This is a genomic window from Jannaschia faecimaris (genome assembly GCF_900107415.1).
In the GTDB taxonomy this organism is placed as follows: Bacteria; Pseudomonadota; Alphaproteobacteria; order Rhodobacterales; family Rhodobacteraceae; genus Jannaschia; species Jannaschia faecimaris.
The window spans coordinates 352,258-377,930 of record NZ_FNPX01000001.1; the positions used below are offsets into that span (position 1 = coordinate 352,258).

Consider the following 25,673-nt stretch of genomic DNA (forward strand, 5'->3'; position numbering starts at 1 on the left):
GGGGCCCCGCCGATTGTGCGGGGCCTTTTTGCGTTCACAGGTGGCCGCGATCAGCCTAGGTAAGCCCGCAGCGCGGGAGGCGGGTTTTCGAACAACGGCCCGGTCGGGCTCGGCGCGGCCATCACCCCGTCATCAATCACGGCCGTGTGGTCAGCGACGGCGCGCGCATCCTCCGGCGCATGGGTGACCATCAGGACCGAGAGATTCTCGTCACGGGCCGTGTCGCGCAGCAGGGTGAGCATCTCGGATCGCAACGCGGGACCAAGCGCCGAGAACGGCTCATCCAGAAGAAGCCAGGGTCGCCCCCGCAGCAGGGCGCGCGCAAGTGCGGCACGGCTTTGCTGCCCTCCGGACAGGGCGCGGGGCAGCCGGGCCTCCATCCCTGTCAGGCCAACCCGCTCAAGCACCTCATCGCGTGCCTGACGTTGGGCCTGCGACAGGCGCAGGTCCGGTCGCAGGCCCAAGCCGACGTTGTCGGCGATGCTTAGGTGGGGAAACAGGTTCTGATCTTGAAACAGGATCGACAGGGGCCGGTCGCCTGGCGCAAGGGTGGTGATGTCCGTCCCGTCCACAAGAATGCGCCCCGTGGTAACGGGCTGAAAACCGGCAATCGCTGCCAGCAATGTCGACTTGCCCGACCCGCTGGCCCCCATCAACGCGGTGATGCCGCCCGCCGGGATCGTGGCATTTGCTGCCAAGTGAAACGTCCCTTGAATCAAGGTTACATCTTCAAGTCTGAGCACGCCGGCCCCCTTTTTCGAACAGCCAGAACAGGCCCAGAGACAGAGCCACGAGGACGAGTGCCGCCGCCTTGGCTTCGTCCATCCGGTAGGATCCCATCAGTTGATAGAGCACCAGCGGCAGCGTCGCCTGATCGGGCGCACCGAACAGGGCGATCACACCAAGATCGCCCGCCGACAGGGCTGCCGTAAGACCCGCCGCAAAGCCCAGCGGCCCGCGCAACCGGGGCAGCGCGACGAAGCGCGCCCAGGCCCAGCCCTTAATCCCGAGAGAGGCAGAGAGGCGACCGTAATCGGCCTGCAACGTCTCTACCGCTGGGATCAGCGCCCGTAGCGCAAACGGCAAGGCCAGAACCACATTCACGAAGGCGGTCACCGGCAGTGCCAGCGCGACCGGGTTCGCGAAGGGCAGCAGGATCACGAAAAGGCCCGTTCCCAAGACCAGCGGTGATGCGGCGACAGAGAGCGTGCCGACCACCTCGACCCAACGCCCACGGCGGGTCATCACCACGGCCTGCGCCATTACCAGGGCCACGCTCGTGGTAAGAAAGGCCGCGATAAGGGCAATGATCAGTGAGCGCAGTGCGGCCCACCACGCGATGGTCGGCAGATCGGACAGGTGTCGCACCCCGTCACCCAACACGAGGACCATGGGCAGCAACAGAAAGGCGCAGGCGAGCATGATTGCCAACCCGTCCTGTCCCCGCAGAAGCAGGGACTGACTGTCCCACCGCTGCACACCGCGGTCGAGGCCCGCGCCGAAGCCTGACGGAAGGGCAAATCGGAACGATACCATCGCCGCCCCCGCGCCCAGTGCCAGTTGAATGGCCCCCAGCAGCGCCGCGCGTGACAGGTCGAAATCGAAGCGAAATGCCTGGTATATGGCCAGCTCCACCGTCGTGGCCCCCGGCCCGCCGCCCAGCGCCAGTGCCACGGCAAACGACGTGGTGCAGATCAGGAAAATCACCAGGAAAATGCCGGGAACGACACTGCGAAGCATCGGCCACTCCAGCCGCCGAAACGTATCGGAAGGGCTGAATCCCAAAGATGCCGCAAGGCGTAATCGCTCGGCGGGAATCGACAGCCAGCCTTGCAAGATGAGGCGCGTTGCAAGGGGCATGTTGAAGAATACATGGGCGATGATCACCCCCTGCCAGCCATAGATCGACATCGGCTCCACCCCGATCCAGCCCAGCGCGACGTTTACCACGCCTGACCGCCCGAAGACGGCGATAAGGCCCAAGACGGCGACGATCACCGGCAGGATGAAGGGGGCCCCCAAAAGCAGGACAACGATGCCGCGTCCAGCGAACGCGCGCCGCGCCAGTGCCCGCGCCACCGGGACCGCCAGCAGGACCGAAAGCGTGGCGGAGAACACGGATTGCCACAGCGTGAACCACAGCGCGCCCCAGTCCGACGGGCGGATCCCTCCCCAGCCCTCCGCGCGCCAGGCAACCGCACTCAGCGGAAGCAAAAGGGCACCCGCCACGATGACCGCGGCAATCAGTCCAAGACGGGGGCCCATTGGTGCTACTGACCGAAGCCGGCCTGGAACTCGCCGATAACGGTGTCGCGCAGTGCGTCGGATTCGGCCGCGCTATAGATCAGACCCTTGTCCGGCAGGGGCAATGTCTTGAAGCCGTCGGGCAATTGCTCAAACGGCAGTTTGGCTGGCATTGACCAGTTTCCCTCGGGGATGATCGTCTGGAACGCCTCGGTCAGGATGAAGTCGAGGAACGCCTGCGCCAGTTCAGGTTGATCCGTCTCGGCGACCTGCGCGACGGTTTCCACGTTCACGTAGTGGCCTTCGTCGAACAGAACGGCCTTCTTCGTCTCATCACCCTCCGCGATGATGTGATAGGCGGGCGAGGTGGCATAGCTGAAGACCATGTCGACTTCGCCGTCGGTGAACATACCGTAGGATTCGGACCATCCTCGGGTCACCGTTACGACCTTGGGGGCCAAGGCGGCCCAGGCTTCGGTCGCGTCGTCACCAAAGACCTTGTGTATCCACAGCGCCAGACTCAGGCCCGAACCGCTGGTGCGGGGGTCCTGAAGGGCGATGCGCAGATCGTTGGGGGCGTTGACGAAATCGGCGAATGTGGTCGGCACGGTGTCGAACTTGGTCGCGTCATAGACGAAGGCCTGATGGCCCCAGTTGAACGGCAGAAATGTCTCGTCCGTCCATTCGATGGGCATGGTCAGGTCGCCGACATCGACGTTGTGCGGTGCAAACAGCCCAATCTGGCGCGCCCGCTCGGCATCGTCGAGGGTCAGGCCGATCACCACGTCGGCGCTGGTGCGGTCGCCCTCCAGCCGCAGACGGGGCAGCACGTCGCCGGTCACATATTCGATCTTGCAATCGCAGGAGGCTTCGAACGCGTCCTTGATCGCGGGGCCGGGGCCCCATTGGCTGCCGAAGTAGTCGGGGGCATAGACCGTCAACGGCTCCGCGGCGGCGGAAACGGTGATCAGGGTCAGGCCCGTTGCGATGGTGGCGGTCAGTTTCATCTCTCACTCCCATGGCGACGGACGGGGGTGAGGAGCATCTGATGTGTTTCAAACATCGCACCTTCCCTCCGCCGGTCTTAACCGGTTCAGGTTCAACGGGTCCGCGATTAAGCATCTCAGCCTGTGAAGGCCCCCCGAGGTGAGAGAAAGTCTAGCCTCTGCGGTGCCGGGCAGCAAGGGTGGGTGGTGGCACCGTGGCATCAGGGGCACGTCTGATTGCCTTGCGAAGGGCCATGCGCTAGGCGGTTGCCGAAAGAAGAGGCCTTATATGTCGCTCAATTCCTTCGGTCACCTGTTCCGCGTCACCACATGGGGTGAAAGCCACGGTCCTGCCCTTGGCGCGACGGTCGATGGCTGCCCGCCGGGAATTCCCGTGGATGCCACGCAGATCCAGCAATGGTTGGACAAACGAAAGCCGGGTCAGTCCAAGCACACGACGCAACGCAAGGAACCTGACGCGGTCGAAATCCTTTCCGGCGTCTTCGAGGGGGTTTCGACGGGCACGCCGATCCAGCTGATGATCCGTAATACCGACCAGCGCTCCAAGGATTACGGCGAGATTGCCGAGAAATTCCGGCCCGGCCACGCCGACATAACCTATTGGCAGAAGTACGGTATCCGCGACTATCGCGGCGGTGGGCGCAGTTCGGCGCGGGAAACGGCGGCGCGGGTCGCGGCCGGCGGCGTCGCCCGGTCGGCGCTGGGCTTGCTGGCTCCGACGGTGCAGGTCACGGGCTATATGGTTCAGATGGGCGAACTGGAGATCGACCGGTCGCGGTTCGACTGGGACGAGATCGGGCGCAACGATTTCTGGTGTCCGGACGCCGTTGCGGCGCAGGAATTCGCGGATCACCTGGACTGGCTCCGCAAGGACGACCACAACTCGGTCGGGGCGGTTATCGAATGCGTGGCGCGCGGCGTGCCCGCCGGCCTGGGCGCGCCGATCTACGGCAAGCTTGATACGGACCTCGCGGCGGCCATGATGTCGATTAACGCCGTGAAAGGCGTGGAGATCGGCGAGGGCATGAACGCCGCGCGCCTGACCGGACGTGACAACGCCGATGAAATTTCCATGGGCTCCGACGGCCCGGTCTATTCGTCCAACCATTCGGGGGGCATATTGGGCGGCATCTCCACCGGGCAGGACGTCGTGGTGCGATTTGCGGTGAAACCCACGTCTTCGATCCTGTCCGAGCGACGCACGATTACGAAGTCCGGCGAAAACACGATGATCATCACCAAGGGCCGCCACGACCCCTGTGTCGGCATCCGAGCCGTCCCCGTGGCCGAGGCGATGATGGCCTGTGTCGTGCTGGACCACCTCATGCTTCATCGCGGTCAGGTCGGCGATGCGGGCGGGCGGATCGGCTAGGTCCGCTTTAACCGGCTCAGCTGTACGGCCAGTATCCCGAAGGTCACGATCAGCACGCCCGCCACGTCAAGCGGGCCGAGTTGTTCGCCCAACAGGGCCCAGGCGATGACCACGCCGAAGAACGGGTTGAGGAAGTGGAAGGTCGCCGCAGGTGTCGCGCCGATCCGCGCGACCAGCAGGAACCAGATCCAGGTCGCCGCCAATCCCGGCACCAGCGTGGTATAGGCCAGCGCGGTGATCAGGCGCGGCGTCCAGGTCACGTCCCAGGTTTCCATGGCAAGGCCAAAGGGTAGAAGCGTGGCCGAGCCGACCAACATTTGCAGGCCGACGACCATCAACAAGTTGCCGCCGCCTGACGCACCACGCACCGACAATGTGGCGACCGTGAGGGCGACAACCGCCAACAGGCAGAGCGCGATGCCGGTCAGATCCGCGCCGCCCTGCAAACGCGTACCCATGATCAACAGGACGCCCAGGGTGCCGGCCAACAGCCCGACCACACCCAGAAGCCGCGTGCGCTCCGAAAAGATCACCCAGTTCGCCAGCGCCACCAGAAGCGGCAGGCAGGAGGCGATGATCGCGGCCAGCGAGGCTTCGATCCACTGCATCGCCACGAAATTCAGGCCAAGATACAGGGCGTTCTGACAGATACCGAAGACCACGACCGCGCGCCATTGGCCCCGCATCAGGCGCATCCGTTGGCCGATCGCGTAGGCGATGGCCATGCCAAGAATGCCCGAAATGGCGAAGCGCAGCGACAACGACAGGATCGGAGGTGCCTCGGCGACGATGATCCGGGCCGAGGTGAAGGCCGATGACCACATCAGGGCAAAGAGCAGGCCATAGGTGATCGCGCGGATATCCATGGCGCGACCCTGCCCATTTTGCCTGCCGGGACAAGCGCCGATAGAACGTGTCATGAAAAAAGGCCCCGAAGGGCCTTAGATCATAGTGTGCGGTGCGGTGCCCCGTGGGGCCGCCGATCAGGAGTTGACCGAGTCCTTGAGAGCCTTGGCGATGGTCATCTTGACCACCTTGTCGGCCTCTTTCTTGAATTGCTCGCCCGTAGCGGGGTTGCGGACCATACGCTCCGGACGTTCGCGGCACATGATCTTGCCGACACCTGGCAGGGTCACGGCACCACCGTTCGATACTTCCTCGGTGATGATCTCGATGATCGAGTCGAGTGCGCCGGACGCCGACTTCTTGTCGGTGTCCATCTTCTCGGCCAGTGCGGCGACGAGTTGCGTCTTGGTCATCGGTTTATTGGCCATGTGCGGCTCTCCCTTCCCAGTGGAATCTTGCTTCGTTTGGCGGACCTTAACCTGTCCTTTTGGCTTGTCACAAGAAATTGTGAGGCCGAATGACCGATGTGTGGTCATAAAAGAGCGTCAAAGGAAGGCTGTTTCCTCGAAACTTCGCAATTTTCGACTGTGAAGCCGCTCCAGAGGCATTTCGCGAAGCGATTCCATGGCCCGGATTCCAATCATCAGGTGTCTGCTGACCTGTGTCTTGTAGAAATCGGAGGCCATGCCCGGCAGCTTGAGCTCCCCGTGCAGCGGTTTGTCCGACACGCAAAGCAACGTGCCGTAGGGCACCCGGAAGCGAAACCCGTTGGCCGCGATGGTGGCGGATTCCATATCCAGTGCGATTGCGCGTGACTGCGACAGGCGCTGCACGGGGCCGGCCTGTTCGCGTAATTCCCAGTTGCGATTGTCGATCGTGGCGACGGTGCCGGTGCGCATGATGCGCTTGAGTTCGTAGCCCTCCAACTCGGTCACCCGCTCCACCGCATCCTCCAGCGCGACCTGCACTTCGGCCAGTGCCGGGATCGGAACCCAGACGGGCAGATCGTCATCCAGTACGTGATCTTCCCGCAGGTAGGCATGGGCCAGGACGAAATCGCCCAGCGATTGCGAATTGCGCAGGCCCGCGCAATGCCCGACCATCAGCCAGACATGGGGACGCAACACGGCGATATGATCGGTCGCGGTCTTTGCGTTCGACGGACCCACACCGATGTTCACCAGCGTGATGCCTCCGCCATCGGCGCGGGTCAGGTGGTAGGTCGGCATCTGTGGCATCTTGGGCGGGTCGATCATGGTTGCGTCCGGGTCGCCTGCCGTGACCCGCTGACCCGCCGGGCCGACAAGTTCGAGGTAGCCCGAGTCCGGGTCGCGCAGAACCTGTCGCCCGTAGGAGATGAACTCATCCACGTAGAATTGGTAGTTCGTGAACAGCACGTGATTTTGGAAATCGGCGGGATTGGTCGCGGTGTAATGCGACAGCCGCGCCAGCGAGTAATCGACACGCTGGGCGGTGAACGGGGCAAGCGGGCGCGATCCGTCTTCGAAATGGAATCCCACGCCGTTCACGATGGCATCGTTCGTGGTCTCCAGGTCCGGCACGTCGAAGACATCGCGCATCAGGAACGGCAGCACGCCATCCTGCGGGACGTTCAGATCTGCGTCGTTGAGGACAGCAAAATGCACCGGGATCGGCGTCTCCGAAGGGCCGATCATCACCGGGATATCATGTGACTTCATCAGCAAGGCGATCTGCTGTGTCAGGTAGTTTTCGAACAGGTCCGGGCGCGTGATCGTTGCCGTATATTGCCCCGGTTCGGCGACATGCCCGAAAGACAGGCGGCTATCGGTTCGCCCGTAGCTTGTCGTCGTGATCCGCACTTCGGGATAGTAGGCACGATAGCGGCAGTCCGGCATGACACCGCCAAGGGCATCTTGGAAATGCACCTGAAGGAACTTGGTCGCCTCGGTGTAGAGCCGTTTCAGCTCGGCCACGGCCTTGCCCGCGTCGGTAAAGGCTTGGGCTTCGCCAATCTCGGGCGTGCGGATTGGGGATGTCTTAAGGGTCATTCAGGTCTCGATAAGATCGGTCAGTTCAAATTTCGTGACATCCACAAGGCCTAGGTCGCTGATCCGCAGTTCCGGAATCACGACAAGAGCCAGCAGGGAATGCTGCATGTAGGCATTGTTCAAGGTGCAGCCCGCATCGCGCATCGCCCCCATCAGGGCTTCGGCCTTGGCGGCGACCTCGGCGGCGGGGCTGTCGGACATCAGGCCTGCGATGGGCAATTCGACCAAGGCGCGCTCCGTCCCGTCGGCAAACAGCGTCACGCCGCCGCCGACCTGCCGCAGCCGGTTCGCGGCAAGCGCCATGTTCGCGCGGTCGGTGCCCACGACGATCATGTGATGGCTGTCATGCGCGACGGTCGAGGCCATGGCCATCTTGCCGCGATACCCAAAGCCCGAGACGAGCGCGTTCGTCACGCCGCCCGTGGCACGGTGCCGTTCAACCAGGGCAATCTGGCACGTATCCGGGTGCCCGGTCGTATCCACACGGCCATCGGTGACGGGCAGGGTACGGGTCAGAGCCTTGGACGGGGCCTGGTTCTCCAGCACACCGATGACGCGGGCGCGGACTTCGTTTGCGCCGTTGGGGGCGGTGATGTTGAAATCTTCCGCACTCAGGTCGCGGGCCATGTTTACGGTTCGGCGCGCGGTGCCGGGCCAGTCGAGATGCGGGCAGTCGGCGATCAGCGTACCGTCCGTCGCCACCGTTTGCCCCAGTGCGATCACATGCTCGATCGGCAATTCAGTCAGGTTGGACGTCAGGATCAGGTCGGCCCGGCGACCGGGCGCGATGGATCCCATTTCACGTTCAAGCCCGAAATGCGTCGCGGTGTTGATCGTGCACATCTGAAGCGCGACCAGAGGATCGCACCCACAAGCAATTGCATGGCGCAGAACGCGGTTCATATGGCCGTCGTTCACCAGCGTGCCCGCCATACAATCGTCCGTGCACAGGATGAAGTTGCGTGGATCAAGGCCACGCTCGGCCACGGCCGTTATCTGCGTCTCAACGTCATACCAGGCCGAGCCCAGCCGCATCATCGACCGCATCCCCTGGCGCACACGGGCAACGGCGTCGTCTTCGCAGGTGCCTTCGTGATCGTCGGCTGGGCCACCGGCGGCATAGGCATGAAAGGCAGGGCCAAGATCCGGGGAGGCATAGTGGCCCCCGATGGTCTTGCCCGCCCGCGCGGTCGCCGCCATTTCGGCCAGCATCTTGGGATCGCCGTTCACCACGCCGGGGAAGTTCATCATCTCCCCCAATCCGACGATACCGGGCCAGGCCATTGCCTCGGCCACGTCGTCCGGCGTGATCTCGTGCCCGGTTGTTTCTAGGCCGGGCGCGGACGGCGCGCAGGAGGGCATCTGCACGAACATCGAACAGGGCTGCATCCGCGCCTCGTCGTGCATCAACCGCACACCCGGAAGGCCCAGCACATTCGCGATTTCATGCGGATCGGTGAACATCGCGGTGGTGCCGTGCGGAATAACGGCGGCGGCGAATTCGGCGGGGGTGAGCATCCCGGATTCGACGTGCATATGCGCGTCACAAAGGCCGGGTATTACATAGTGGTCTTTCGCCTCGATGATCCGGGTGTCCGGACCGATGCAGTGGCTGGCATCCGGGCCGACATAGGCGAAACGGCCCTGCGCGATGGCGACATCCCAATCAAGGATTTCGCGCGTGTGAACATTCACGACTTTGCCGCCGCGCACCACCGTTTCGGCGGAGGCGCGACCGGCGGCTACGGCGATGAGGGTGGGGGCAGCATCGGGCCAGGAAGGGAGAGTCTCGGGTGTCATGGCGAAAGGTGTCATGGGTTGGCGGAGCGTGCAATGGGGGCGTTGCCCCCGGCCTGCGGCCTCCCCCAGGATATTTTCGGCAAGAGGAAGGCCGCGGGAAGAGGTACGACCCGGTGCATTTAGGCTAGGTAGGGGATGTCTCCTGCCCAGCCGATCCGGTTCAGGACCCAGTATGCGGCGATCACCGCAATGACGACCGATATCGGGACCGCGATCCTGGCGCGATACCAAGAGCGCGCCCCGAACGGCAGGCTGAACAGCAGGAAAGCAGCCGCGATGACGGTGATCTGACCAAGTTCGACCCCGATATTGAACGAGATGAGGGATGCGATGAAATGGCTGCCCAGCCCGAACTCTGACAAGACGCTGGCAAACCCCAGTCCGTGAAGCAGTCCGAAACCGAATACGACACCGATACGCTCCCACCCGATCTCCTTCTTCCCGCCGGACCAGATGTTCTCGACCGCGACCCAGACGATCGACAGTGCAATCAGCGCTTCTATGACCCACATCGTCGGCTGAACGATGCCCAACGTCGCAAGCGCGAGCGTAACCGTATGCGCGACCGTGAAGGCCGACACCTGCCAGAGCAGCGGGCGCCACGCGCGGGAGTAGAAGAAAAGACCCAGCACGAAGAGGATATGGTCGAGACCCTTGGGGATGATGTGGTCGAACCCCGACACGACGTAACGGTAAACAGCATCGCCCAGAGATGTCTGCGCCACGCCGGTGCGCGGCATCGGATCTGAGAGCGCGCCATTTGTCAGATAGGCCTCGTAGGCGTCGTCGGTGCCTGCCGCGATCTGCCGGATGATCAACCCGCCCAGAGCCGCGTCCCAGCCGAAGACGACCGGATCGTCGCCTTCGGGAAGGTCCGCCACGAGGGTCAGCGTGGAATCGCGCCGGATTTCGATGTCGCCGACTTGGGGCACGTCCACTTCCGAGAGCATCGGCAGCAGGTCGGTATCGCCAGTGGTCAGGGTGATGTTTTCGGAAATTGAGGTCCAGCTTTCGGTCAGAGCTGCCGCCAAGTCCGCCGGTGGCAGCGCGCGCAACGCGTCGTTCTGGTCCGACAGGGGGGAGTCGTTGGTATCCTCAACCTCAGAAAGGTTCACACCGGCGATGATCGGCTCCACCGCCGTGCGCAAAGTTATGGTGACAGTGTCCGGCCCTATTTCAACGTCGGCAACGGCGGGCTGCACCTCGTGTGCCGTAGCCGTGAACGGCAAGGCCATTGACAGCAGCGCGAGGAGCACCACCCTGATTTGCAGCAGCAGGAGCTTTCCCATGTTCACCCTTCCGAAATCATATCTGGTAGCAATGTGCATCGTAGCGACCCCGCTTCAAGCCCATGAATTCTGGATCGAACCGCTCGACTACACGGTGGACGCCGGCGCGACGGTGCAAGCAACATTCCGAAACGGGCAGGAGTTTGCAGGCTCTGCATTGTCCTTCATTCCGAACCGGTCGGCACGGTTCGACATGGTGGTAAGCGGAAACCGAGCCGAAGTGCCCAGCCGCATCGGCAACAACCCGGCCTTTGACGTCGAGGATCTGCCCGAGGGGCTTTTGACGATCATTCACGAGACGACGGACAACACGGTCACATATTCGGAATGGGTCAAGTGGGTGAACTTCACCAATCACAAGGACTTCACTTTCGCGCAGCAAGGCCACCTGGATCGCGGTCTGTCCGAGGAAAACTTCAAGGAGAGTTATCGTCGTTTCGCCAAGGCGCTCGTCGCCGTCGGGGACGGTGCCGGGTCGGATGCCGATCGCGGTCTGCGGGTGGAGTTCGTGGCGCAGGCGAATCCCTATACCGACGACATGTCGGGCGGGCTGCCGGTTCTGCTTATGTTTGACGGCGCACCCAAGGTAGATGCGCAGATCGAAATGTTCGACAAGGCGCCCGATGGCTCGGTCGAGATCACGCTACACCGTACCGATGCCGAGGGGCGGGCGACGCTGCCGGTGGACGCCGGGCATGAATACCTGCTCGACTCGGTCACGATCCTGCCGATGGAGCCGGCAGTCGAAGGCGACCCGGTATGGGAGACGCTCTGGGCCGCGTTGACCTTCGCCGTCCCCGAGGAGTAAGTCACGCGGGAGAAATCCCCGGAGGGCCCCATGGACAAGTTCAAGACCATCACCGGCGTTGCAGCCCCCTTGCCGCTGATCAATGTCGATACCGACATGATCATCCCCAAGCAGTTCCTGAAGACGATCAAGCGGTCGGGTCTTGGCGTGAACCTGTTCGACGAGATGCGCTATGGCGACGATGGCGCGGAGTTGCCTGATTTCGTGCTCAACAAACCCGCCTATCGCAACGCCGAGATCCTTGTCGCGGGTGATAACTTCGGCTGCGGCTCGTCGCGCGAACATGCCCCTTGGGCCTTGCTGGACTTCGGCATCCGCGCGGTGATCGCACCCAGCTATGCAGATATCTTCTACAACAACTGCTTCAAGAACGGCATCGTGCCAATCGTTTTGCCGAAAGAGCAGGTCGACGCGTTGATGGATGATGCCAGGAATGGTGAGAACGCCAGGATCACCGTTGACCTGGAGAACCAGACGGTCATAGGCACCGACGGCACTGCCTATCCGTTCGAAGTGGACAGCTTCAAGAAGCATTGCCTTCTGAACGGCTTGGACGATATCGGCCTGACCTTGGAGAAGGCCGCATCGATCAAGACCTTTGAGCAAAACATGGCGCAAGCCCGTCCCTGGGTCTGATTATTGCCAACGCGTCAAGCGCCTTAAAGTCGAAACGTAAGATATTGAAATTAATAAGCCTTCCTGTTTCTCAGGAAGGCTTTGCGGCTTTCTGGGCACACAAAACCTCTTAACGCTTTTCGTGCAACCTCAGCCGGTTGCGGGGTGAAGTTAAACAAGGCAAGTTGATGTCAAGAATGAGGCAGTCGCCCCAACGAGGGCAGAAGATAATCAAGGCTCCATAAAAACCAGGGGCCATCCGGTAAGGATCGACAGGCAGTGATTTCGCAGCTCCCAGGTGCGTGCATTCGTGCGCTACTCATGGTGGCGATGGTTTTGACCCCATCGCTGCTGCTGCCCGATGTGAATTCTCAGGTCAGCGATGCCTTCGTTCTGATTGCCCTGTTCGCCGCCGTCTTCGTAATTGTCGAATATGTTTCGATCTATCCCGGCCTTATAGAATTCCGCAGTGCGCCGCCGTTCAATCGCGTCCGATTCCTGACATTGTTCACCACGCTCACGTTGATTGCGCTGGCCTGCTCCAGCAAGCACGAGCCGTCCTTGCTGGCACGGTTGATCCTGGCGGTTGGCGTGTTGCTTGGGCATTCAATGGACTTTCCGCTGTCGCCGATTCGGCTGCTGATCTGGATCTTGCCCGAGGGCACAACGCTGGGTCAGGCGCAGATGGTGCGTGCCGCCGCCGGTCTGGCCTATCTGACATCGTTGGTCGGCCTGACGATTTTCGCGATCATGATCCGCGTTCGGGGCTGGCCATCGCCGACGGGCAGCTTCAACGTCTGGATCAACTTGCCGACATTCGACCCGACTGCGGGTGGCGATGTCGTCAAGCGGCTAAAACGCGACGGAGCCGTTAACATTCTGTTAGGTCTTATCCTGCCATACTTGACTCCACCCTTGGCCGTGTACATCGCGAATTCGTACGGGGTGTCGATGCTGGAAAGCGACTTGATGACGGTCTGGGTGATGGCACTGTGGGCATTTCTTCCGACATCCTTGTTCTTGCGCGGCATCGCGATGCGCCGTCTGGCCCTGATGATCTCGCAAAAGCGCCGTCGCCTTGTCTCGGAACGTGGCGTACCCGATCCGGCCTTCTTGCCGGCCTGATCTGTTGTTTCGGGGCGATGGCCTCGGCCGATGCGATCCGCTTTGCGACTTTCGACACCGGACTGGGGCGCAAGGGCCCTGGCCTCATGCTGCGCGATCTGCGTTCTGGTAAGAACGATCAGGCTGAGGCGGCGCTCTCGATCATCGTCGCGGCGGATGCAGATGTGCTGATGCTGATGGATGTTGACTGGGACTATGATGGGGCTGGCCTTGATGCAGTGGTGCAGCGATTGGCAGGGGCGGGGTTGACGTACGGCCATACTGTCGAATTGCCGCCCAACTCCGGTGTGCCTTCGGGTGTCGATCTTGACGGCGACGGCACCACATACGAGGCGCGCGATGCGCTGGGCTATGGCTGGTTCTTGGGAGACAGTGGAATGGCCGTTCTGTCGCGGTACCCGTTCGGCGCGGTGGAGGATTTGAGCCACACGCTCTGGTCCGACATTTCCGAGGCGTCCAATGTCCTGCCGCCGGATGCACGCGCGGTCGTTCCGCTGGCTACGACGGCGCAATGGGTCATCCCCCTCCGTATAGGCGCGGAGGAGATCACGCTGATCACGCTATCCGCAGGCACGCCTGTTTTCGATGGCCCCGAAGACCGCAACGGCTTGCGCAACCGGGACGAGCTCGCCTTCGTGGCCAATCTTGTGGATGCGGCCCGGCGTCCGCTTGTCATGGGGCGCGCCAATCAGGACCCCGCGCGCGGAGAGGGCCACGCCGAGGCGTTGCACTGCCTTCTGGAGCATCCAGCCCTTCAGGACCCCCGCCCCCTGTCCGATGACGGCAGCCCGGCGACGGTCGAATGGCGGACTGCAGGGCGAATGAGGGTCGATTACGTCCTGCCGCCGCGTAGTCTGCGGGTTCTGGGCAGCGGCGTCCTGCATGATCCCGATGCCGGATCGTCGCGCCTTGTCTGGGTCGAGGTGGCGGTTCCTTGACGCCTGCGGGGTCAGGGCTTACCCCACCGTCAACCAAACCCAAGCAAAGGCGCTGACCCATGGCGAACCCTTCCCTTCTGATCCTGCCGGGCGACGGCATCGGCCCCGAAGTCATGGCCGAGGTACGGCGCGTGATCGACTGGTTCGGAGCAAACAAGGGCCTGACCTTCGACGTGTCCGAGGATCTGGTCGGCGGTGCCTCCTATGACAAGCACGGCACGCCACTCACAGATGCGGCGATGGCCAAGGCGCAGGAAGTCGACGCCGTCCTGCTGGGGGCTGTCGGTGGTCCGAAATATGACGACCTGGATTTTTCGGTAAAACCGGAGCGGGGCCTGCTGCGCCTGCGCAAGGAAATGGATCTGTTTTCGAACCTGCGCCCGGCGCAGTGCTTTGACGCGCTGGCCGATTTCTCCTCGCTCAAGCACGATATCGTCGCCGGCCTCGACATCATGATCGTTCGGGAGTTGACCTCTGGCGTCTACTTCGGAGAGCCGCGCGGCATCCACAAGGAAGGCAACGAGCGGGTTGGCATCAACACCCAACGCTACACGGAATCCGAAATTGCGCGCGTTTCCCGCTCGGCTTTCGAGCTGGCCCGCAAGCGGTCGAATAAGGTCTGCTCCATGGAGAAGGCCAACGTAATGGAATCGGGCGTTCTGTGGCGCGACGTCGTGCAGGAAATCCACGATGCCGAATATCCGGACGTGGAGTTGTCGCACATGTACGCCGACAACGGCGCGATGCAGCTGGTTCGCGCGCCCAAGCAGTTCGACGTGATCGTTACCGACAACCTCTTCGGCGATATCCTGTCCGACTGCGCGGCAATGTTGACAGGGTCCTTGGGGATGCTGCCCTCGGCCAGCCTCGGCTTGCCGATGGCCAATGGTCGTCCCAAGGCACTTTATGAGCCTGTGCACGGCTCCGCGCCCGACATCACCGGTCAGGGCAAGGCGAACCCTATTGCCTGCATCCTCAGCTTCGCGATGGCGCTGCGTTACTCCTTTGACGAGGGGGACAATGCCGATCTTCTGGAAGGCGCGGTTCAGCAGGTTCTGGCCGACGGTGCGCGGACGGCCGATCTGATGGGGCCCGAAGGCGGCACACCGATCAGCACGACCGAAATGGGAGACGCGATTCTGGCCGCCCTCGACGCGGCCTGATCATCGACCCGGACCGCGCGTCCGCTCCAACAAAAACCGCCCCCGCCCGGCATCCGTCGCGGCGGGGGCATTTGTTTCCTCCCTCCCCCTTTCGGATCACCGCAACTCGGGTTAGGCCGAATGGAGGGAGGAGATTTGGTCTCATACCGCGAACGCCCGACAGGGTGACCGTGGTGAACACAAACCGGAGGGCACCATGCCCGAACGTACATCTCCCTTGCCCGGTATCCTGCTGGCTTTGGCGGCTTTCGCGCTCTTTTCCACCCATGATATCGCGGTCAAGATGCTGGGCGGTGGCTACTCCGTCTTCCAGATCATCTTCTTCAGCGTCCTGCTGACTTTTCCGCTGGTCGTATTCATGCTGCTGCGCGACAGCGAGGCGAGCACCCTTATCCCGCGGCACCCATGGTGGAGTGTGCTGCGCACCGTTGCCGCCGTGAACACTGGGTTTTGCGCGTTCTATGCCTTCTCCGTTTTACCGTTGGCGCAGGTCTACGCGATGATCTTCGCTTCGCCTCTCCTGATCACGCTGCTGGCGATCCCGATCCTTGGCGAGAAGGTCGGCATTCATCGTGGTGGGGCGTGCGTCGTCGGCCTGCTGGGAGTTCTGGTCGTCTTGCAGCCCGGCAGCCAGGAAGGCTTGGACCTTGGACTGGGCCATGCCGCCGCACTTCTGGCGGCATTCACCGGCGCGTTGGCCTCGGTCATCGTGCGCAAGATCGGTCGGGATGAGCGCGCGGCCGTGTTGATGCTGTATCCCATGATGGCGAATTTCGCGGTGATGGGGCTATTATTGCCTTTCGTCTACAAGCCGATGCCGCTGGGCGACCTTGGACTCTGGGCGATGATGGCTGGCCTCGCGTTCCTTGCGGGCCTGGCCCTGATTCAGGCGTATCGCCGGGCCGACGCCGTTCTGGTCGCGCCTATGCAATACAGCCAGATTGTCTGGGCGGCGCTTTATGGCTGGCTGTTCTTCGGCGAAACGATCGACGCCGGAACCGCATTGGGTGCCGGGATCATCATCGCCTCGGGTCTCTACATCGTGTTCCGTGAAGGGCGCGGCAGGTCGCGCCATACGCCGGTTCTTCGAACCCGGACGCGGCCCGAAACAGGCACGACTTTCCGCATCGGACGAATGCTCTCCGAGGAGGCGCGTGCTGTCTCTACGGCCTACCGATGATAGGTCTTGCCTAGGCCCACGCGGCCCGATAGGACGCGGCCACGGTCGGGCAGTGGCGCAGCCTGGTAGCGCACCTGCTTCGGGAGCAGGGGGTCGGAGGTTCGAATCCTCTCTGCCCGACCAGATCATTTAAGAGATGCGATTCCAGACACCGAGGCGCGTACTGCGCCCTTGGTCGGGCTGGCCTTTGAGGGGAAACGGCGGCACACCACAGGTATACCCGTAGAAGGATGTCGCCCGTGAAACGCTCCCGCATCAACGACCTTATCACCGAGGGCGACGAGATGATCCGCCGCCATGGGTTCGTGCTGCCCCCTTTTGCCTATTGGACGCCGGACGAATTCCGGGCCAATGCAGCGCGCGCGCGCGCAGTCATCGACGCGCGCTGCGGCTGGGACGTGACCGATTACGGCGCGGGCCGCTACGATCAGATGGGGCTTTTGTTATTCACCTTGCGCAACGGCCGGCTGGCCGACCTGCGGCGCGGCGGGGGCATGTGCTATGCCGAGAAGCTGCTGATCTCCAAACAGGACCAGCTCAGCCCGATGCACACCCATGTGATCAAGGCGGAAGACATCATCAACCGGGGTGGTGCAACGCTGGTGATCGAGCTGTTCGGCTCGGACAGTGAGGGAAAATTCGCCGAAGACCGGGGCGGCACCGTCTTCTGCGACGGCATTCGGCGCGATTATGCGCCTGGCGAAAAGCTCAAACTGACCCCCGGAGAGTCGATCACCCTGATGCCCGGTGATTGGCATGCATTCTGGGGCGAAGGTGGCGACGTTCTGATAGGCGAGGTCTCGACCGTTAACGACGACGAGACCGACAACATCTTTCGCGAACCGATCGGCCGCTTTGCGCAGGTCGACGAAGACACAGCCCCCCTGCACCTTCTGGTCAGCGATTACGGGATGCATCTTCCGCAGGGCAGACGCGCGTGAACCGGCTGGTCAGCACAATCAGCGCCACGCCGACAATTCAGAGCGCAGCAATCAGCGATGAGTGGACGGTCTTTAGGTGTGTAGTCCCGGCATCTGGTGGATCGGATTGATAATGAATCTGTCCGGCTCTGATGTCCAGATTTTGCAAATGTATTCGTAGGGCATGAGCCCGCTGAGCGTCTTAAGCCTCCGTGCGAAGTTATAAGCTGCCATGAAGTCCGCGAGGTGCGTGCGCAGCTGGTCGTGACTGTCGTAGTGATATCGTTTGACGGTGGCCTCTTTGATCGTGCGGTTCATTCGTTCAACCTGGCCGTTGGTCCAGGGGTGGTTGGGTTTGGTCAGGCGGTGTTCGATTCCATTCACGTCGCAGATCATGTCGAACCGCATCTGCCGGGAAGATGCCGTGTTCCGGTTCCGGGGCTGCTCAGCGAACTGGATGCCGTTGTCCGTAAGGGTTGTCCGTAAGGATCGTGTGGATGTGATATGGGACAACCTTGGGCAGATGCTCCACGGACTCCCACGCTGTCTTGCGATCCGCCTTGTCCACCAGTTGCGTGGCCGCAAACTTGCTGGTCCGGTCAATCCCGACGAACAGGTAGAGCTTGCCCTCAACTGTCTGAACCTCGGCGATATCGATTTGAAAGAACCCGATGGGGTAGCGCTTGAACTTCTGCCGCTTTGGCTTGTCCGTTGCCCGGCAACACATGCTTGCATGTGTGAGAGGGGCCTTCGACGTCCGGCAGGCGCGAGATGCCGTGCCGCTGCAGGCAACGATGTAGTGCTGAACGTGTCAGGTGCGGGATCGAGGGCTGCAGGGCATACAGACAATCATCCAGCGGCAGCAGTGTATGTCTTCGGAAAGCGACGATCATCGCTTCCTCCGCTTCGGTGAGGACCGTGGAGCGCGGCTCTTTCGGCCCGGTCTTCAAGTCCTCGACCGTCTGCCGTTTTCGCCACTTGGCGACCGTCTTCGGGTTGATGCCCAGTTCTTGGCTCAGTTGCGAGAGCGAAGCTTGCCCCTCTCGGGATCATGCGTTTCATGACCCTGCCGGGCAGTGGATCGCTGTATTGCAGCTCTGACGGCGTGCGTGGTCGTGGCGCTCCCGTGACGAACTTGTCCCATAATGCTTCCTTCCAGGCATTAGAAAGGATCGCACCATCAAACCGTGGGATCAAACAGCTAACACCTTGGCTTTTGACGCAAAGAACGTCGCGACCCACCGGCTCGGAAGCAAACATTGCTTAGGCGTTGCGATGATCGAATTAATGTCAGTCCAGTCGGACCGAGTCGGTGCTTTGCCGTTCGGCCGAGGAGAAGCCGATCCGGTCGAGGCCCACATCGGCCACGACGGCGATCAGCAGGGCGGCTGCAAAGGCGATGAACATGGTTTTCATTTTAACTCACTCCGCCGGGGTTTGCTTGGGGTTCCGCTCGGCCATAACTTCCTCGGCCCAGATGGAATGGTGCTCAAGCGCCCATTGTTCCTCTACCTCACCTTTGCCCATCGCGTCATACGCGCCCTCCATGCCGATGGAGCCGAGGTAGATGTGGGCAAAGATGACTGCCGTCATGCCGAAGGCGACGATGCCATGCCACAGTTGAGCGTATTGCATCTCTTCCTGCGGGGACATCGTGGTCGGGAGTTCACCAAGGCCGATGGCCTGCGGCAGTCCCCAGCCATTGAGCAGCTCGAACGTTCCGGCGAACATCGGCAACTCGAACGGGAACAGCAGTGAAAGCCCCGAAGCCGAAATCGAGACGCCGCCGATGATGACCACCCAGAAGATGATCTTCTGGCCGGCGTTAAACTTGCGCGCGGGCACATGGCCCCCGCCAAAGATACCGCCGCCCTTGGCGAGCCACTTCAGGTCGTCCTTGTTGGGAATGTTCTGGAGCGTCCACATGAACAGCATCATCAAAATACCGATCATGAACGCCCAGCTGATGTTGTTGTGCACCCATTTGGAGGCGATCGCCATCGGGGCCCATGCCTCGTGTCCCAGAAGCGGAATAATCGCCACGCGCCCGAACAGCACCAGGATCCCGGTGATGGCGAGGGCGATGAAGCTGCCCGCGGTTAGCCAGTGGCCGAAGCGCTCATATGTCTTGAACCGCAGCAGGGTACGGCCCGTCTTGGGTCCGTCAATCTTGATGCGGCCACGGATCAGGAAGAACAGCGCCAGCAACGCCAGCGTGCCCAGCAACAGATAGCCACCATAGGGGCGCAGGATGTTGTCGCGCACATCCAGCCACCACATGCCGCCGTCCTGTATCAGGGTGGTCGCCGCAGGACCTCGGTTCTGCGTGTCGAATCCGACGTTGCTATAACGCACGCCGCGCCACAGGTCCGGGTCGGAGGCCCCACCGAGCGTTCCAAGCGGTTCGGTTATCGGCGCACCGGGCATTCCGGGCTGCGTCCGACGCTCCGTGGTGTCGATATTCGGCTCGGCCTGACCCGCGGCGAGCGCGTTCTGGCGGGCCATGATCTCTTCCAACGTCGTCGCACCCCCGGTCGCGGACCGGTCGATGACCAAAGGGTCGTCAGGGCCGCCGGTCGGGACCGCGTCCTGGGCCATGGCGGGCATGGCGAAGGCGATCAGAAACAAAAGTGTTCGAAGCATCAGGGTTCCCCATCGCGAGACGAATAAGGCCCGCCCCGATTGATCGGAGCGGGCCGAAATTTACCTTGGCTCAGTTGTCACGAGCTTCCGGACCATAGGCTGTGGACCAGCCCCAGGCACCGGAGCCGAAGCCACGTGCCACCACACGTTCGCGGTAGATGTCGGAAACTTCCGACGCATCACCGGCCAGCAGGGCCTTGGTGGCGCACATCTCGGCGCAGACGGGCAGTTTGCCCTCCGCGATCCGGTTGCGACCGTACTTGGTGAACTCGACCTCGGACATGTCTTCTTCCGGGCCACCGGCGCAGAAGGTGCATTTGTCCATCTTGCCGCGGCTGCCGAAGTTGCCGGCTGTCGGAAACTGCGGCGCGCCGAAGGGGCAGGCATAGAAGCAGTAGCCACAACCGATACACAGGTCCTTGGAGTGCAACACGATGCCATCGGCGGTCTGGTAGAAGCAGTCCGTCGGGCAGACCGCCATGCAGGGCGCGTCCGAGCAGTGCATGCAGGCAACCGAGATCGAGCGTTCGCCCGGCTGGCCATCCTGAATGGTGACCACCTTGCGGCGGTTGATGCCCCAGGGGACTTCATGCTCGTTCTTGCAGGCGGTGACGCAGGCGTTGCATTCGATGCAGCGTTCGGCGTCGACGAGGAATTTTGCGCGTGCCATTTCTTTCGTCTCCTTAGGCTGCGTAGATCTTGCAGAGAGTCGATTTCGTCTCCTGCATCTGCGTGACCGAGTCGTATCCGTAGGTTTGGGCCGTGTTGGTGGACTCACCAAGCACGATCGGGTCGGCACCTTCCGGGTAATTCTCCCGCAGGTCGCGCCCCTCGAAGATGCCGCCGAAGTGGAAGGGCATGAAGGCAACGCCTTCACCCACCCGCGGGGTCACCATCGCCTTGACCAGAACCTTGCCGCCTTCCGGGCCTTCGACCCAGACGTCGCCGCCCTCGCGCACGCCCAGGTTGTTGGCGTCACGCGGGTTGATCTCGACGAACATCTCTTGCTGGAGTTCGGCAAGCCACGGGTTGGACCGCGTCTCGTCTCCGCCACCCTCGTATTCGACCAGGCGGCCGGAGGTGAGGATGATCGGATACTCCTGCGAGAAGTCGTTCTCCTGAATGGAGGCGTAACGGGTCGGAACGCGCCAGAACTTCTTGTCCTCATAGGTGCCGTATTCGGCCACGAGGTCACGACGCGGCGTGTACAGCGGCTCGCGGTGCAGCGGGACCGGATCGGGGAAGGTCCAGACCACGGCGCGGGCCTTGGCATTGCCGAAGGGGGCACAGCCGTGGGCGATCGCGACACGCTGGATGCCACCCGACAGGTCGGTCTTCCAGTTCACGCCACCGACCTTTTCCTTGTAGTCGGAGGGCATTTCGCCCTGCTGCGATGTCTCTCCGACTTCTTCCTCACCGGGGCGGGCGTCGCGGAATCCGCTTACCCATTCGATCATCGCCCGCTCGTAGGGTGTCAGATCGGCGTCCCAGCCGAGGTCCTGAAGCATCTGCATCGTGAACTCGGGATAGCCGTCCTGGATTTCCGAGCCGACGGAGTAGACGCCTTCGGCCAGAAGGTTGTCGCCGTCCCGCTCCACGCCGAAACGGGCACGGAAGGTCAGGCCGCCTTCGGCGACCGGCAGCGACATGTCGTACAGGTTCGCGGTGCCGGGGTGGTTCATCTCGGGGTTGCCCCAGGCCGGCCAGGGCATACCGTAGTAATCCCCATCAGCCGGACCACCGACAGCGCGCAGCGACGTCTTGTCGAAGGTGTGCTGGTTGGCCATGTGCATCTTGATGCGCTCGGGTGACTGCCCGGTATAGCCGATCGTCCACATGCCGCGGTTGAACTCCCGCGTCAGGTCTTCGATCAGGGGCGTGTCCTCGGCTTCCATCTCGATGTTGCGGAAGATCCGGTCAGCGAACCCGAACTTCTTGGCGAATTTCGCCATGATGATGTGGTCGGGCAGGCTCTCGAACAGCGGGTCGACCACCTTGTCGCGCCACTGAAGCGAGCGGTTGGAGGCCGTAACCGAACCGCGCGTTTCGAATTGCGTCGTCGCGGGTAGCAGGTAAACGCCGTCCTCGCGGTCCTGCATCGCCGCCACGAGGGTCGGGAAGGGGTCGACGACGACGAGAAGATCAAGCTTCTCCATCGCGGTCTTCATTTCCTTCATGCGGGTCTGGCTGTTGGCGGCGTGGCCCCAGAAGACCATCGCGCGCGTGTTCGCGGGTTGGTCGATGTTCTCCGCTTCCTCCAGTACACCGTCGATCCAGCGCGAGACCGGGATGCCGGTCGCGTTCATCATCTTGGTGTCGTTGAATTCGGCATCGCTGAAGCGGCCCTTCAGCCAGTCGATGTCTTCGTCCCAGACACGGGCCCAGTGACCCCAGGCCCCGTCCGAAAGTCCATAGTAGCCCGGCAGCGTGTCGGCCAGAACGCCGAGGTCCGTGGCACCCTGCACGTTGCAGTGGCCGCGGAAGATGTTGGTGCCGCCACCCTCGGTGCCCATGTTGCCAAGGGCCAGCTGCAGAATGCAGTAGGCGCGGGTGTTGTTGTTGCCGTTGGTGTGCTGCGTGCCACCCATGCACCAGATGACGGTGCCGGGTCGGTTTTCAGCCAGGAGGCGCGCGACGCGGCGCAGCTGCGATGCCGGGGCTCCGGAGACGCGCTCCACCTCCTCGGGGGTCCAGCGTTTCACCTCTTCGCGGATCTGATCCATGCCCCAGACACGGGTGCGGATGAACTCCTTGTCTTCCCACCCGTTCTCGAAGATGTGCCACAGGATGCCCCAGACCAGCGCCACGTCGGTGCCGGGCCGGAAGCGGACGTATTCGTCGGCATGGGCGGCGGTGCGGGTATAGCGCGGATCGCAAACGATCAGGGGGGCCGACTGCTCTTCCTTGGCTTTCAGGATGTGCAGCAGCGAGACGGGGTGCGCCTCGGCCGGGTTGCCGCCGATCAGGAAGATCGCCTTGGACTTGTGGATGTCGTTGTAGCTGTTGGTCATGGCGCCGTAGCCCCAGGTGTTCGCAACGCCCGCCACCGTGGTGGAGTGACAGATGCGCGCCTGGTGATCGACGTTGTTCGTACCCCAATAGGCGGCGAACTTACGGAACAGATAGGCCTGTTCGTTGGAATGCTTGGCTGAACCCAGCCAGTAAACCGAGTCCGGGCCGGATTCGTCGCGGATGGTCAGCATCTGGTCGCCGATCTCGTCGATCGCCTGCTCCCAGGAGACGCGCTCCCACTGGCCGCCGACTTTCTTCATCGGGTACTTCAGGCGACGCTCGCCGTGGGCATGCTCGCGGACCGCGGCCCCCTTGGCGCAGTGAGCGCCGAGGTTGAACGGGCTGTCATAGGCCGGCTCCTGGCCGAACCAGACGCCGTTCTGCACTTCGGCAACGACCGTGCAGCCAACCGAGCAGTGGGTGCAGACGGATTTGATCTTCTGGACGCCGTCGGCGACCGCGTATTCAGCGACCTGCGCCTGGGCGACGTTGCCGCCGGTCGCGCCGATGGCAGCAAGGCCGCCGATGGCCAGCCCGGAGCCGCGCAGGAACGAACGGCGATCAACGCCGGTCTTTGCAGCGCGGTCAAGAACGGCGACGCCGCCGGAGCGAGGAGCCTGGGTGGTTTTTCTACGAAGCATTTCGTCCCCTCCTCAGAAGCGCGCGCTGGCGAAATAGGCGCGCGTGTGCTCGGTGTCTGCCAGACCCTTCTGCGGGCCGGTCGCGGCTTCGGCCGTCTCGGTTCCGGCAAGGGTCGTCGCCGCCACGGCGGCGGGCGCGGCGGCCGCCATCTTCAGGAAACCCCGGCGTTTGCCGTCGACCTTGGTGTCGGTTTTATCCGTCATGCTCATTCCTCCAAAAAGATGCGGCTGTCAGGCGGTCGCCAACCGGAACGCTTCGCGCTCGATTTCCATGAATTCGCGGCCCACGTCGCCAACGGCGGCATATAGGGATGCGGTTTTTGCCTTGGACAGATCCGTGAAGAAATGTCCGGCCCAGGGGGCGACATGCTTGCCCCAGAAGTCGCGTTGGCGCGATAAGACCAACGGCGCGCCGAAGCGGCCCACGATGATCGCGCCCATGACCTCCATCAGACTGGCGATCCCGTCCTCGGGCTCAAACACGCCCTCCGCACGGGCCAGGCCCAGCGCCATGAAGTCGCGCCGCAGCGCACCGAGGGGCTTCTCGTTCAGGAATCCAGTCAGGTAAAAGCTGGCATAGGGCAGCAATTCGCCACGCCCCAGACCGATGAAAAGCGCGTTGTACTCCCGCTTCACGTCCTTGACGTCCGCATCCCGTGCGGCAGTCGCGAGCTTTGTGATTGCACGGCCAAGGGCACTGTCGTCGCCTTCCAGCGCAGCAGTCTGGTCGAGCGTCATCCGGTCCATTGGACGAGACAATACAAGGCCGAGATAATTATAGAGATCCGCGCGCAGGCGGTCCTCGTCCGTTGGCTGACCCGCTGGTCCGGGTGCAGTTGCGTTCATTCCCGATCGTCCTCCTCGAAGGTGAAGCGCATTCGTATTGAAGGCTTCACCACAGGGCCCGAAGTCTCCTCAGCCCCGGTATTCCTGAGCATACCATTAACTTTTGCTTTACCTTCATCAAGGGGATTCTGGTCACCTGCGGCAATCTTGGTTTCCCGATCTTTTTCATCGGGTACAACGATTTCCCGGTCGTCGGTGATCTTTGCCTCTGCCGTTTCGGCGTCTTCGGCCATCTTTTGCACGTGCGCGGCCAGACCCTTACCCACCTGATAGGACGTCTTGAGAACGCCATCTTTCAGGCCATTTCCAGTGAAATCTCCGTCGTAATCGTTAAGCCCGTCGACGCAGGCGAGCACTGGATTGGACCGCCAGAGGCTGCGCAACGCGCGATTCCTGATATGCTGCGGCACCTGTTTTGCCATGAACGCCGCGATGTTATCGCCGGACTTGGCCGTGTCCGGATTGGGCAGGTTCAGAGATTCCAGCAGTTCTGCCTCCGTCATTTCGGCCTGGGCGGCTGCGCGCTCGGCCTGTTCGGCCTGCTCCCGCGCTTCGGATTCGGACTTGCGCTCGGCCTCCTGCGCTTCCTCGACGGCTCCTTTGCGGCGGGACCAGAAATCGCTCATTCCGGCGTCCCCTCGGCCTTGCGGGCGCGCAGCGATTGCGGGTTACGCCAGACATCCGCGACCTGCGCAATCCGCTCGTCGCCCTTGCCGTCCTGCGCCTCGCCTTCTTCGCGCCGGTCGCGTTTGCGCTTCACGAAGGGGTCATCCTCGTGGTGCAACGCGACGAAGGTTTCGACCCATTCGATCATGCCCTTCGGCATGGCAACTTTTTCAATCCGATCCTCGGCGTCGACATCGTGAAAGCTCGCCTCGAACGGAGAGGCGGTGACCAGCACCGGGTCGGGCCGTCCGGTGCCACGCAGCGCGACCCAGACGGAGGGCTGTTGCGATGTAAGGTTCTGCACAAGACTGTCGGTGTCCTTGCGGTGCATCTGCAATGTCAGGGTCGCGGCGTGGTATTCGGCGACATCCCCATCTTCCCGCATCAGCTTCCAGTCGGCACGCGGGGCGTGGGGGATGATCCCGACGAAAGTCCAGTTCTGCGCGACCCAGCGGGTCACACCCGGAGCGCGCCGAATCAGAATGCCGACGGGCATCTCGGCGATCTTTGGAGCTTGGTTGTTCATGC

General features: G+C 62.5%; 24 protein-coding genes, 1 tRNA gene, 1 pseudogene and 1 riboswitch. Of the genes and pseudogenes, 9 read left to right on the forward strand and 17 right to left on the reverse strand.

From position 1 onward, the window contains the following. Positions 1 to 50: 50 nt before the first annotated feature. From BLV27_RS01700 to BLV27_RS01710, 3 genes are read right to left on the reverse strand one after another with little or no spacing between them, the layout of a single operon-like run. Positions 51 to 743: a thiamine ABC transporter ATP-binding protein gene (locus BLV27_RS01700; RefSeq protein ID WP_092641329.1), complete on the reverse strand. Its 693-nt coding sequence runs from the start codon at positions 741 to 743 to the stop codon at positions 51 to 53. Further along, positions 730 to 2,265: a thiamine/thiamine pyrophosphate ABC transporter permease ThiP gene (locus BLV27_RS01705; protein WP_092641332.1), complete on the reverse strand. Its 1,536-nt coding sequence runs from the start codon at positions 2,263 to 2,265 to the stop codon at positions 730 to 732. The genes BLV27_RS01700 and BLV27_RS01705 overlap by 14 nt, the downstream gene beginning before the upstream one ends. Before the next feature lie 5 nt (positions 2,266 to 2,270). After that, entirely contained in the window at positions 2,271 to 3,251 is a 981-nt protein-coding gene (locus BLV27_RS01710; protein WP_092641335.1) for a thiamine ABC transporter substrate-binding protein, read from the reverse strand. 46 nt (positions 3,252 to 3,297) lie between these two features. Continuing rightward, a riboswitch (TPP riboswitch) is annotated at positions 3,298 to 3,398 on the reverse strand. A 121-nt stretch (positions 3,399 to 3,519) separates the two neighbouring features. Here BLV27_RS01710 and aroC point away from each other — a divergent pair. Next, a complete protein-coding gene (gene aroC, locus BLV27_RS01715; protein WP_092641338.1) occupies positions 3,520 to 4,623 on the forward strand; it encodes a chorismate synthase in 1,104 nt (367 codons plus the stop codon). Here aroC and BLV27_RS01720 read toward each other — a convergent pair. From BLV27_RS01720 to BLV27_RS01740, 5 genes are all read right to left on the reverse strand, one after another. Next, positions 4,620 to 5,489, reverse strand: coding sequence for a DMT family transporter (locus BLV27_RS01720; RefSeq protein ID WP_092641341.1), 870 nt, complete (start codon positions 5,487 to 5,489; stop codon positions 4,620 to 4,622). The two genes, aroC and BLV27_RS01720, sit on opposite strands and share 4 nt — an antisense overlap. Positions 5,490 to 5,606: 117 nt before the next feature. Next, positions 5,607 to 5,897, reverse strand: a complete 291-nt coding sequence (locus BLV27_RS01725) for an HU family DNA-binding protein (protein ID WP_092641345.1) — start codon at positions 5,895 to 5,897, stop codon at positions 5,607 to 5,609. 117 nt (positions 5,898 to 6,014) lie between these two features. Further along, entirely contained in the window at positions 6,015 to 7,499 is a 1,485-nt protein-coding gene (locus tag BLV27_RS01730) for an AMP nucleosidase (protein ID WP_092641348.1), read from the reverse strand. After that, a complete protein-coding gene (locus BLV27_RS01735; protein ID WP_092642034.1) occupies positions 7,500 to 9,299 on the reverse strand; it encodes an adenine deaminase in 1,800 nt (599 codons plus the stop codon). Positions 9,300 to 9,418: 119 nt separating this feature from the next. Beyond that, a complete protein-coding gene (locus tag BLV27_RS01740) occupies positions 9,419 to 10,588 on the reverse strand; it encodes a HupE/UreJ family protein (protein ID WP_092641351.1) in 1,170 nt (389 codons plus the stop codon). Here BLV27_RS01740 and BLV27_RS01745 point away from each other — a divergent pair. The 8 genes from BLV27_RS01745 to BLV27_RS01780 all read left to right on the forward strand — a co-directional run bounded on the left by BLV27_RS01745 (position 10,587) and on the right by BLV27_RS01780 (position 17,358). Then, positions 10,587 to 11,396: a DUF4198 domain-containing protein gene (locus BLV27_RS01745; RefSeq protein WP_092641354.1), complete on the forward strand. Its 810-nt coding sequence runs from the start codon at positions 10,587 to 10,589 to the stop codon at positions 11,394 to 11,396. The genes BLV27_RS01740 and BLV27_RS01745 overlap by 2 nt on opposite strands. A 30-nt stretch (positions 11,397 to 11,426) precedes the next feature. Beyond that, entirely contained in the window at positions 11,427 to 12,032 is a 606-nt protein-coding gene (leuD, locus tag BLV27_RS01750) for a 3-isopropylmalate dehydratase small subunit (protein ID WP_092641358.1), read from the forward strand. A gap of 258 nt (positions 12,033 to 12,290) precedes the next feature. Further along, positions 12,291 to 13,136, forward strand: coding sequence for a hypothetical protein (locus tag BLV27_RS01755; RefSeq protein ID WP_092641362.1), 846 nt, complete (start codon positions 12,291 to 12,293; stop codon positions 13,134 to 13,136). Between the two features lie 17 nt (positions 13,137 to 13,153). After that, a complete protein-coding gene (locus tag BLV27_RS01760) occupies positions 13,154 to 14,074 on the forward strand; it encodes an endonuclease/exonuclease/phosphatase family protein (protein WP_092641365.1) in 921 nt (306 codons plus the stop codon). 59 nt (positions 14,075 to 14,133) lie between these two features. Next, positions 14,134 to 15,237, forward strand: coding sequence for a 3-isopropylmalate dehydrogenase (gene leuB / locus BLV27_RS01765; RefSeq protein ID WP_092641368.1), 1,104 nt, complete (start codon positions 14,134 to 14,136; stop codon positions 15,235 to 15,237). A gap of 196 nt (positions 15,238 to 15,433) precedes the next feature. Continuing rightward, positions 15,434 to 16,417, forward strand: coding sequence for a DMT family transporter (locus BLV27_RS01770; protein ID WP_092641371.1), 984 nt, complete (start codon positions 15,434 to 15,436; stop codon positions 16,415 to 16,417). A gap of 46 nt (positions 16,418 to 16,463) precedes the next feature. After that, positions 16,464 to 16,540 (forward strand) — tRNA-Pro (locus BLV27_RS01775). A gap of 116 nt (positions 16,541 to 16,656) precedes the next feature. Next, complete coding sequence (locus BLV27_RS01780) at positions 16,657 to 17,358, forward strand: D-lyxose/D-mannose family sugar isomerase (RefSeq protein ID WP_092641374.1); 702 nt, start codon at positions 16,657 to 16,659, stop codon at positions 17,356 to 17,358. Positions 17,359 to 17,430: 72 nt separating this feature from the next. On the opposite strand, the pseudogene BLV27_RS01785 reads toward BLV27_RS01780, so the two are convergent. The 9 genes and pseudogenes from BLV27_RS01785 to BLV27_RS01820 form a co-directional block, all read right to left on the reverse strand. Then, positions 17,431 to 18,481: pseudogene (locus BLV27_RS01785) on the reverse strand (IS481 family transposase). 146 nt (positions 18,482 to 18,627) lie between these two features. Continuing rightward, positions 18,628 to 18,753 (reverse strand): hypothetical protein, encoded by a 126-nt coding sequence (locus tag BLV27_RS19980; protein WP_280140279.1) that lies wholly within the window; start codon positions 18,751 to 18,753, stop codon positions 18,628 to 18,630. Between the two features lie 6 nt (positions 18,754 to 18,759). Then, on the reverse strand, positions 18,760 to 19,980 hold the full coding sequence (locus BLV27_RS01790) for a formate dehydrogenase subunit gamma (RefSeq protein WP_092641377.1): 1,221 nt from the start codon (positions 19,978 to 19,980) through the stop codon (positions 18,760 to 18,762). A gap of 70 nt (positions 19,981 to 20,050) precedes the next feature. Then, a complete protein-coding gene (gene fdh3B, locus BLV27_RS01795) occupies positions 20,051 to 20,650 on the reverse strand; it encodes a formate dehydrogenase FDH3 subunit beta (RefSeq protein ID WP_092641380.1) in 600 nt (199 codons plus the stop codon). Between the two features lie 13 nt (positions 20,651 to 20,663). Next, positions 20,664 to 23,633, reverse strand: a complete 2,970-nt coding sequence (locus BLV27_RS01800; protein ID WP_092641383.1) for a formate dehydrogenase subunit alpha — start codon at positions 23,631 to 23,633, stop codon at positions 20,664 to 20,666. Between the two features lie 12 nt (positions 23,634 to 23,645). Then, positions 23,646 to 23,837, reverse strand: coding sequence for a twin-arginine translocation signal domain-containing protein (locus tag BLV27_RS01805; RefSeq protein WP_092641386.1), 192 nt, complete (start codon positions 23,835 to 23,837; stop codon positions 23,646 to 23,648). A 27-nt stretch (positions 23,838 to 23,864) separates the two neighbouring features. Beyond that, positions 23,865 to 24,479, reverse strand: coding sequence for a TorD/DmsD family molecular chaperone (locus BLV27_RS01810; RefSeq protein ID WP_092641389.1), 615 nt, complete (start codon positions 24,477 to 24,479; stop codon positions 23,865 to 23,867). Further along, positions 24,476 to 25,105, reverse strand: a complete 630-nt coding sequence (locus tag BLV27_RS01815) for a DUF3306 domain-containing protein (RefSeq protein ID WP_092641393.1) — start codon at positions 25,103 to 25,105, stop codon at positions 24,476 to 24,478. The genes BLV27_RS01810 and BLV27_RS01815 overlap by 4 nt, the downstream gene beginning before the upstream one ends. Beyond that, the gene (locus BLV27_RS01820) at positions 25,102 to 25,671 is read right to left on the reverse strand and encodes a DUF3305 domain-containing protein (RefSeq protein WP_170831316.1); all 570 of its coding nucleotides are present in this window, start codon (positions 25,669 to 25,671) and stop codon (positions 25,102 to 25,104) included. The genes BLV27_RS01815 and BLV27_RS01820 overlap by 4 nt, the downstream gene beginning before the upstream one ends. Positions 25,672 to 25,673 lie beyond the last annotated feature (2 nt).

Bases quoted from the DNA above. Each gene is read 5' to 3' on its own strand.
- BLV27_RS01705 (WP_092641332.1), bottom strand. From the start codon at position 2,265: ATGGGCCCCCGTCTTGGACTGATTGCCGCGGTCATCGTGGCGGGTGCC.
- BLV27_RS01710 (WP_092641335.1), bottom strand. From the start codon at position 3,251: ATGAAACTGACCGCCACCATCGCAACGGGCCTGACCCTGATCACCGTT.
- aroC (WP_092641338.1), top strand. From the start codon at position 3,520: ATGTCGCTCAATTCCTTCGGTCACCTGTTCCGCGTCACCACATGGGGT.
- BLV27_RS01720 (WP_092641341.1), bottom strand. From the start codon at position 5,489: ATGGATATCCGCGCGATCACCTATGGCCTGCTCTTTGCCCTGATGTGG.
- BLV27_RS01725 (WP_092641345.1), bottom strand. From the start codon at position 5,897: ATGGCCAATAAACCGATGACCAAGACGCAACTCGTCGCCGCACTGGCC.
- BLV27_RS01730 (WP_092641348.1), bottom strand. From the start codon at position 7,499: ATGACCCTTAAGACATCCCCAATCCGCACGCCCGAGATTGGCGAAGCC.
- BLV27_RS01735 (WP_092642034.1), bottom strand. From the start codon at position 9,299: ATGACACCCGAGACTCTCCCTTCCTGGCCCGATGCTGCCCCCACCCTC.
- BLV27_RS01745 (WP_092641354.1), top strand. From the start codon at position 10,587: ATGTTCACCCTTCCGAAATCATATCTGGTAGCAATGTGCATCGTAGCG.
- BLV27_RS01740 (WP_092641351.1), bottom strand. From the start codon at position 10,588: ATGGGAAAGCTCCTGCTGCTGCAAATCAGGGTGGTGCTCCTCGCGCTG.
- leuD (WP_092641358.1), top strand. From the start codon at position 11,427: ATGGACAAGTTCAAGACCATCACCGGCGTTGCAGCCCCCTTGCCGCTG.
- BLV27_RS01760 (WP_092641365.1), top strand. From the start codon at position 13,154: ATGGCCTCGGCCGATGCGATCCGCTTTGCGACTTTCGACACCGGACTG.
- leuB (WP_092641368.1), top strand. From the start codon at position 14,134: ATGGCGAACCCTTCCCTTCTGATCCTGCCGGGCGACGGCATCGGCCCC.
- BLV27_RS01770 (WP_092641371.1), top strand. From the start codon at position 15,434: ATGCCCGAACGTACATCTCCCTTGCCCGGTATCCTGCTGGCTTTGGCG.
- BLV27_RS19980 (WP_280140279.1), bottom strand. From the start codon at position 18,753: ATGAAAACCATGTTCATCGCCTTTGCAGCCGCCCTGCTGATCGCCGTC.
- BLV27_RS01790 (WP_092641377.1), bottom strand. From the start codon at position 19,980: ATGCTTCGAACACTTTTGTTTCTGATCGCCTTCGCCATGCCCGCCATG.
- fdh3B (WP_092641380.1), bottom strand. From the start codon at position 20,650: ATGGCACGCGCAAAATTCCTCGTCGACGCCGAACGCTGCATCGAATGC.
- BLV27_RS01800 (WP_092641383.1), bottom strand. From the start codon at position 23,633: ATGCTTCGTAGAAAAACCACCCAGGCTCCTCGCTCCGGCGGCGTCGCC.
- BLV27_RS01805 (WP_092641386.1), bottom strand. From the start codon at position 23,837: ATGACGGATAAAACCGACACCAAGGTCGACGGCAAACGCCGGGGTTTC.
- BLV27_RS01810 (WP_092641389.1), bottom strand. From the start codon at position 24,479: ATGAACGCAACTGCACCCGGACCAGCGGGTCAGCCAACGGACGAGGAC.
- BLV27_RS01815 (WP_092641393.1), bottom strand. From the start codon at position 25,105: ATGAGCGATTTCTGGTCCCGCCGCAAAGGAGCCGTCGAGGAAGCGCAG.
- BLV27_RS01820 (WP_170831316.1), bottom strand. From the start codon at position 25,671: ATGAACAACCAAGCTCCAAAGATCGCCGAGATGCCCGTCGGCATTCTG.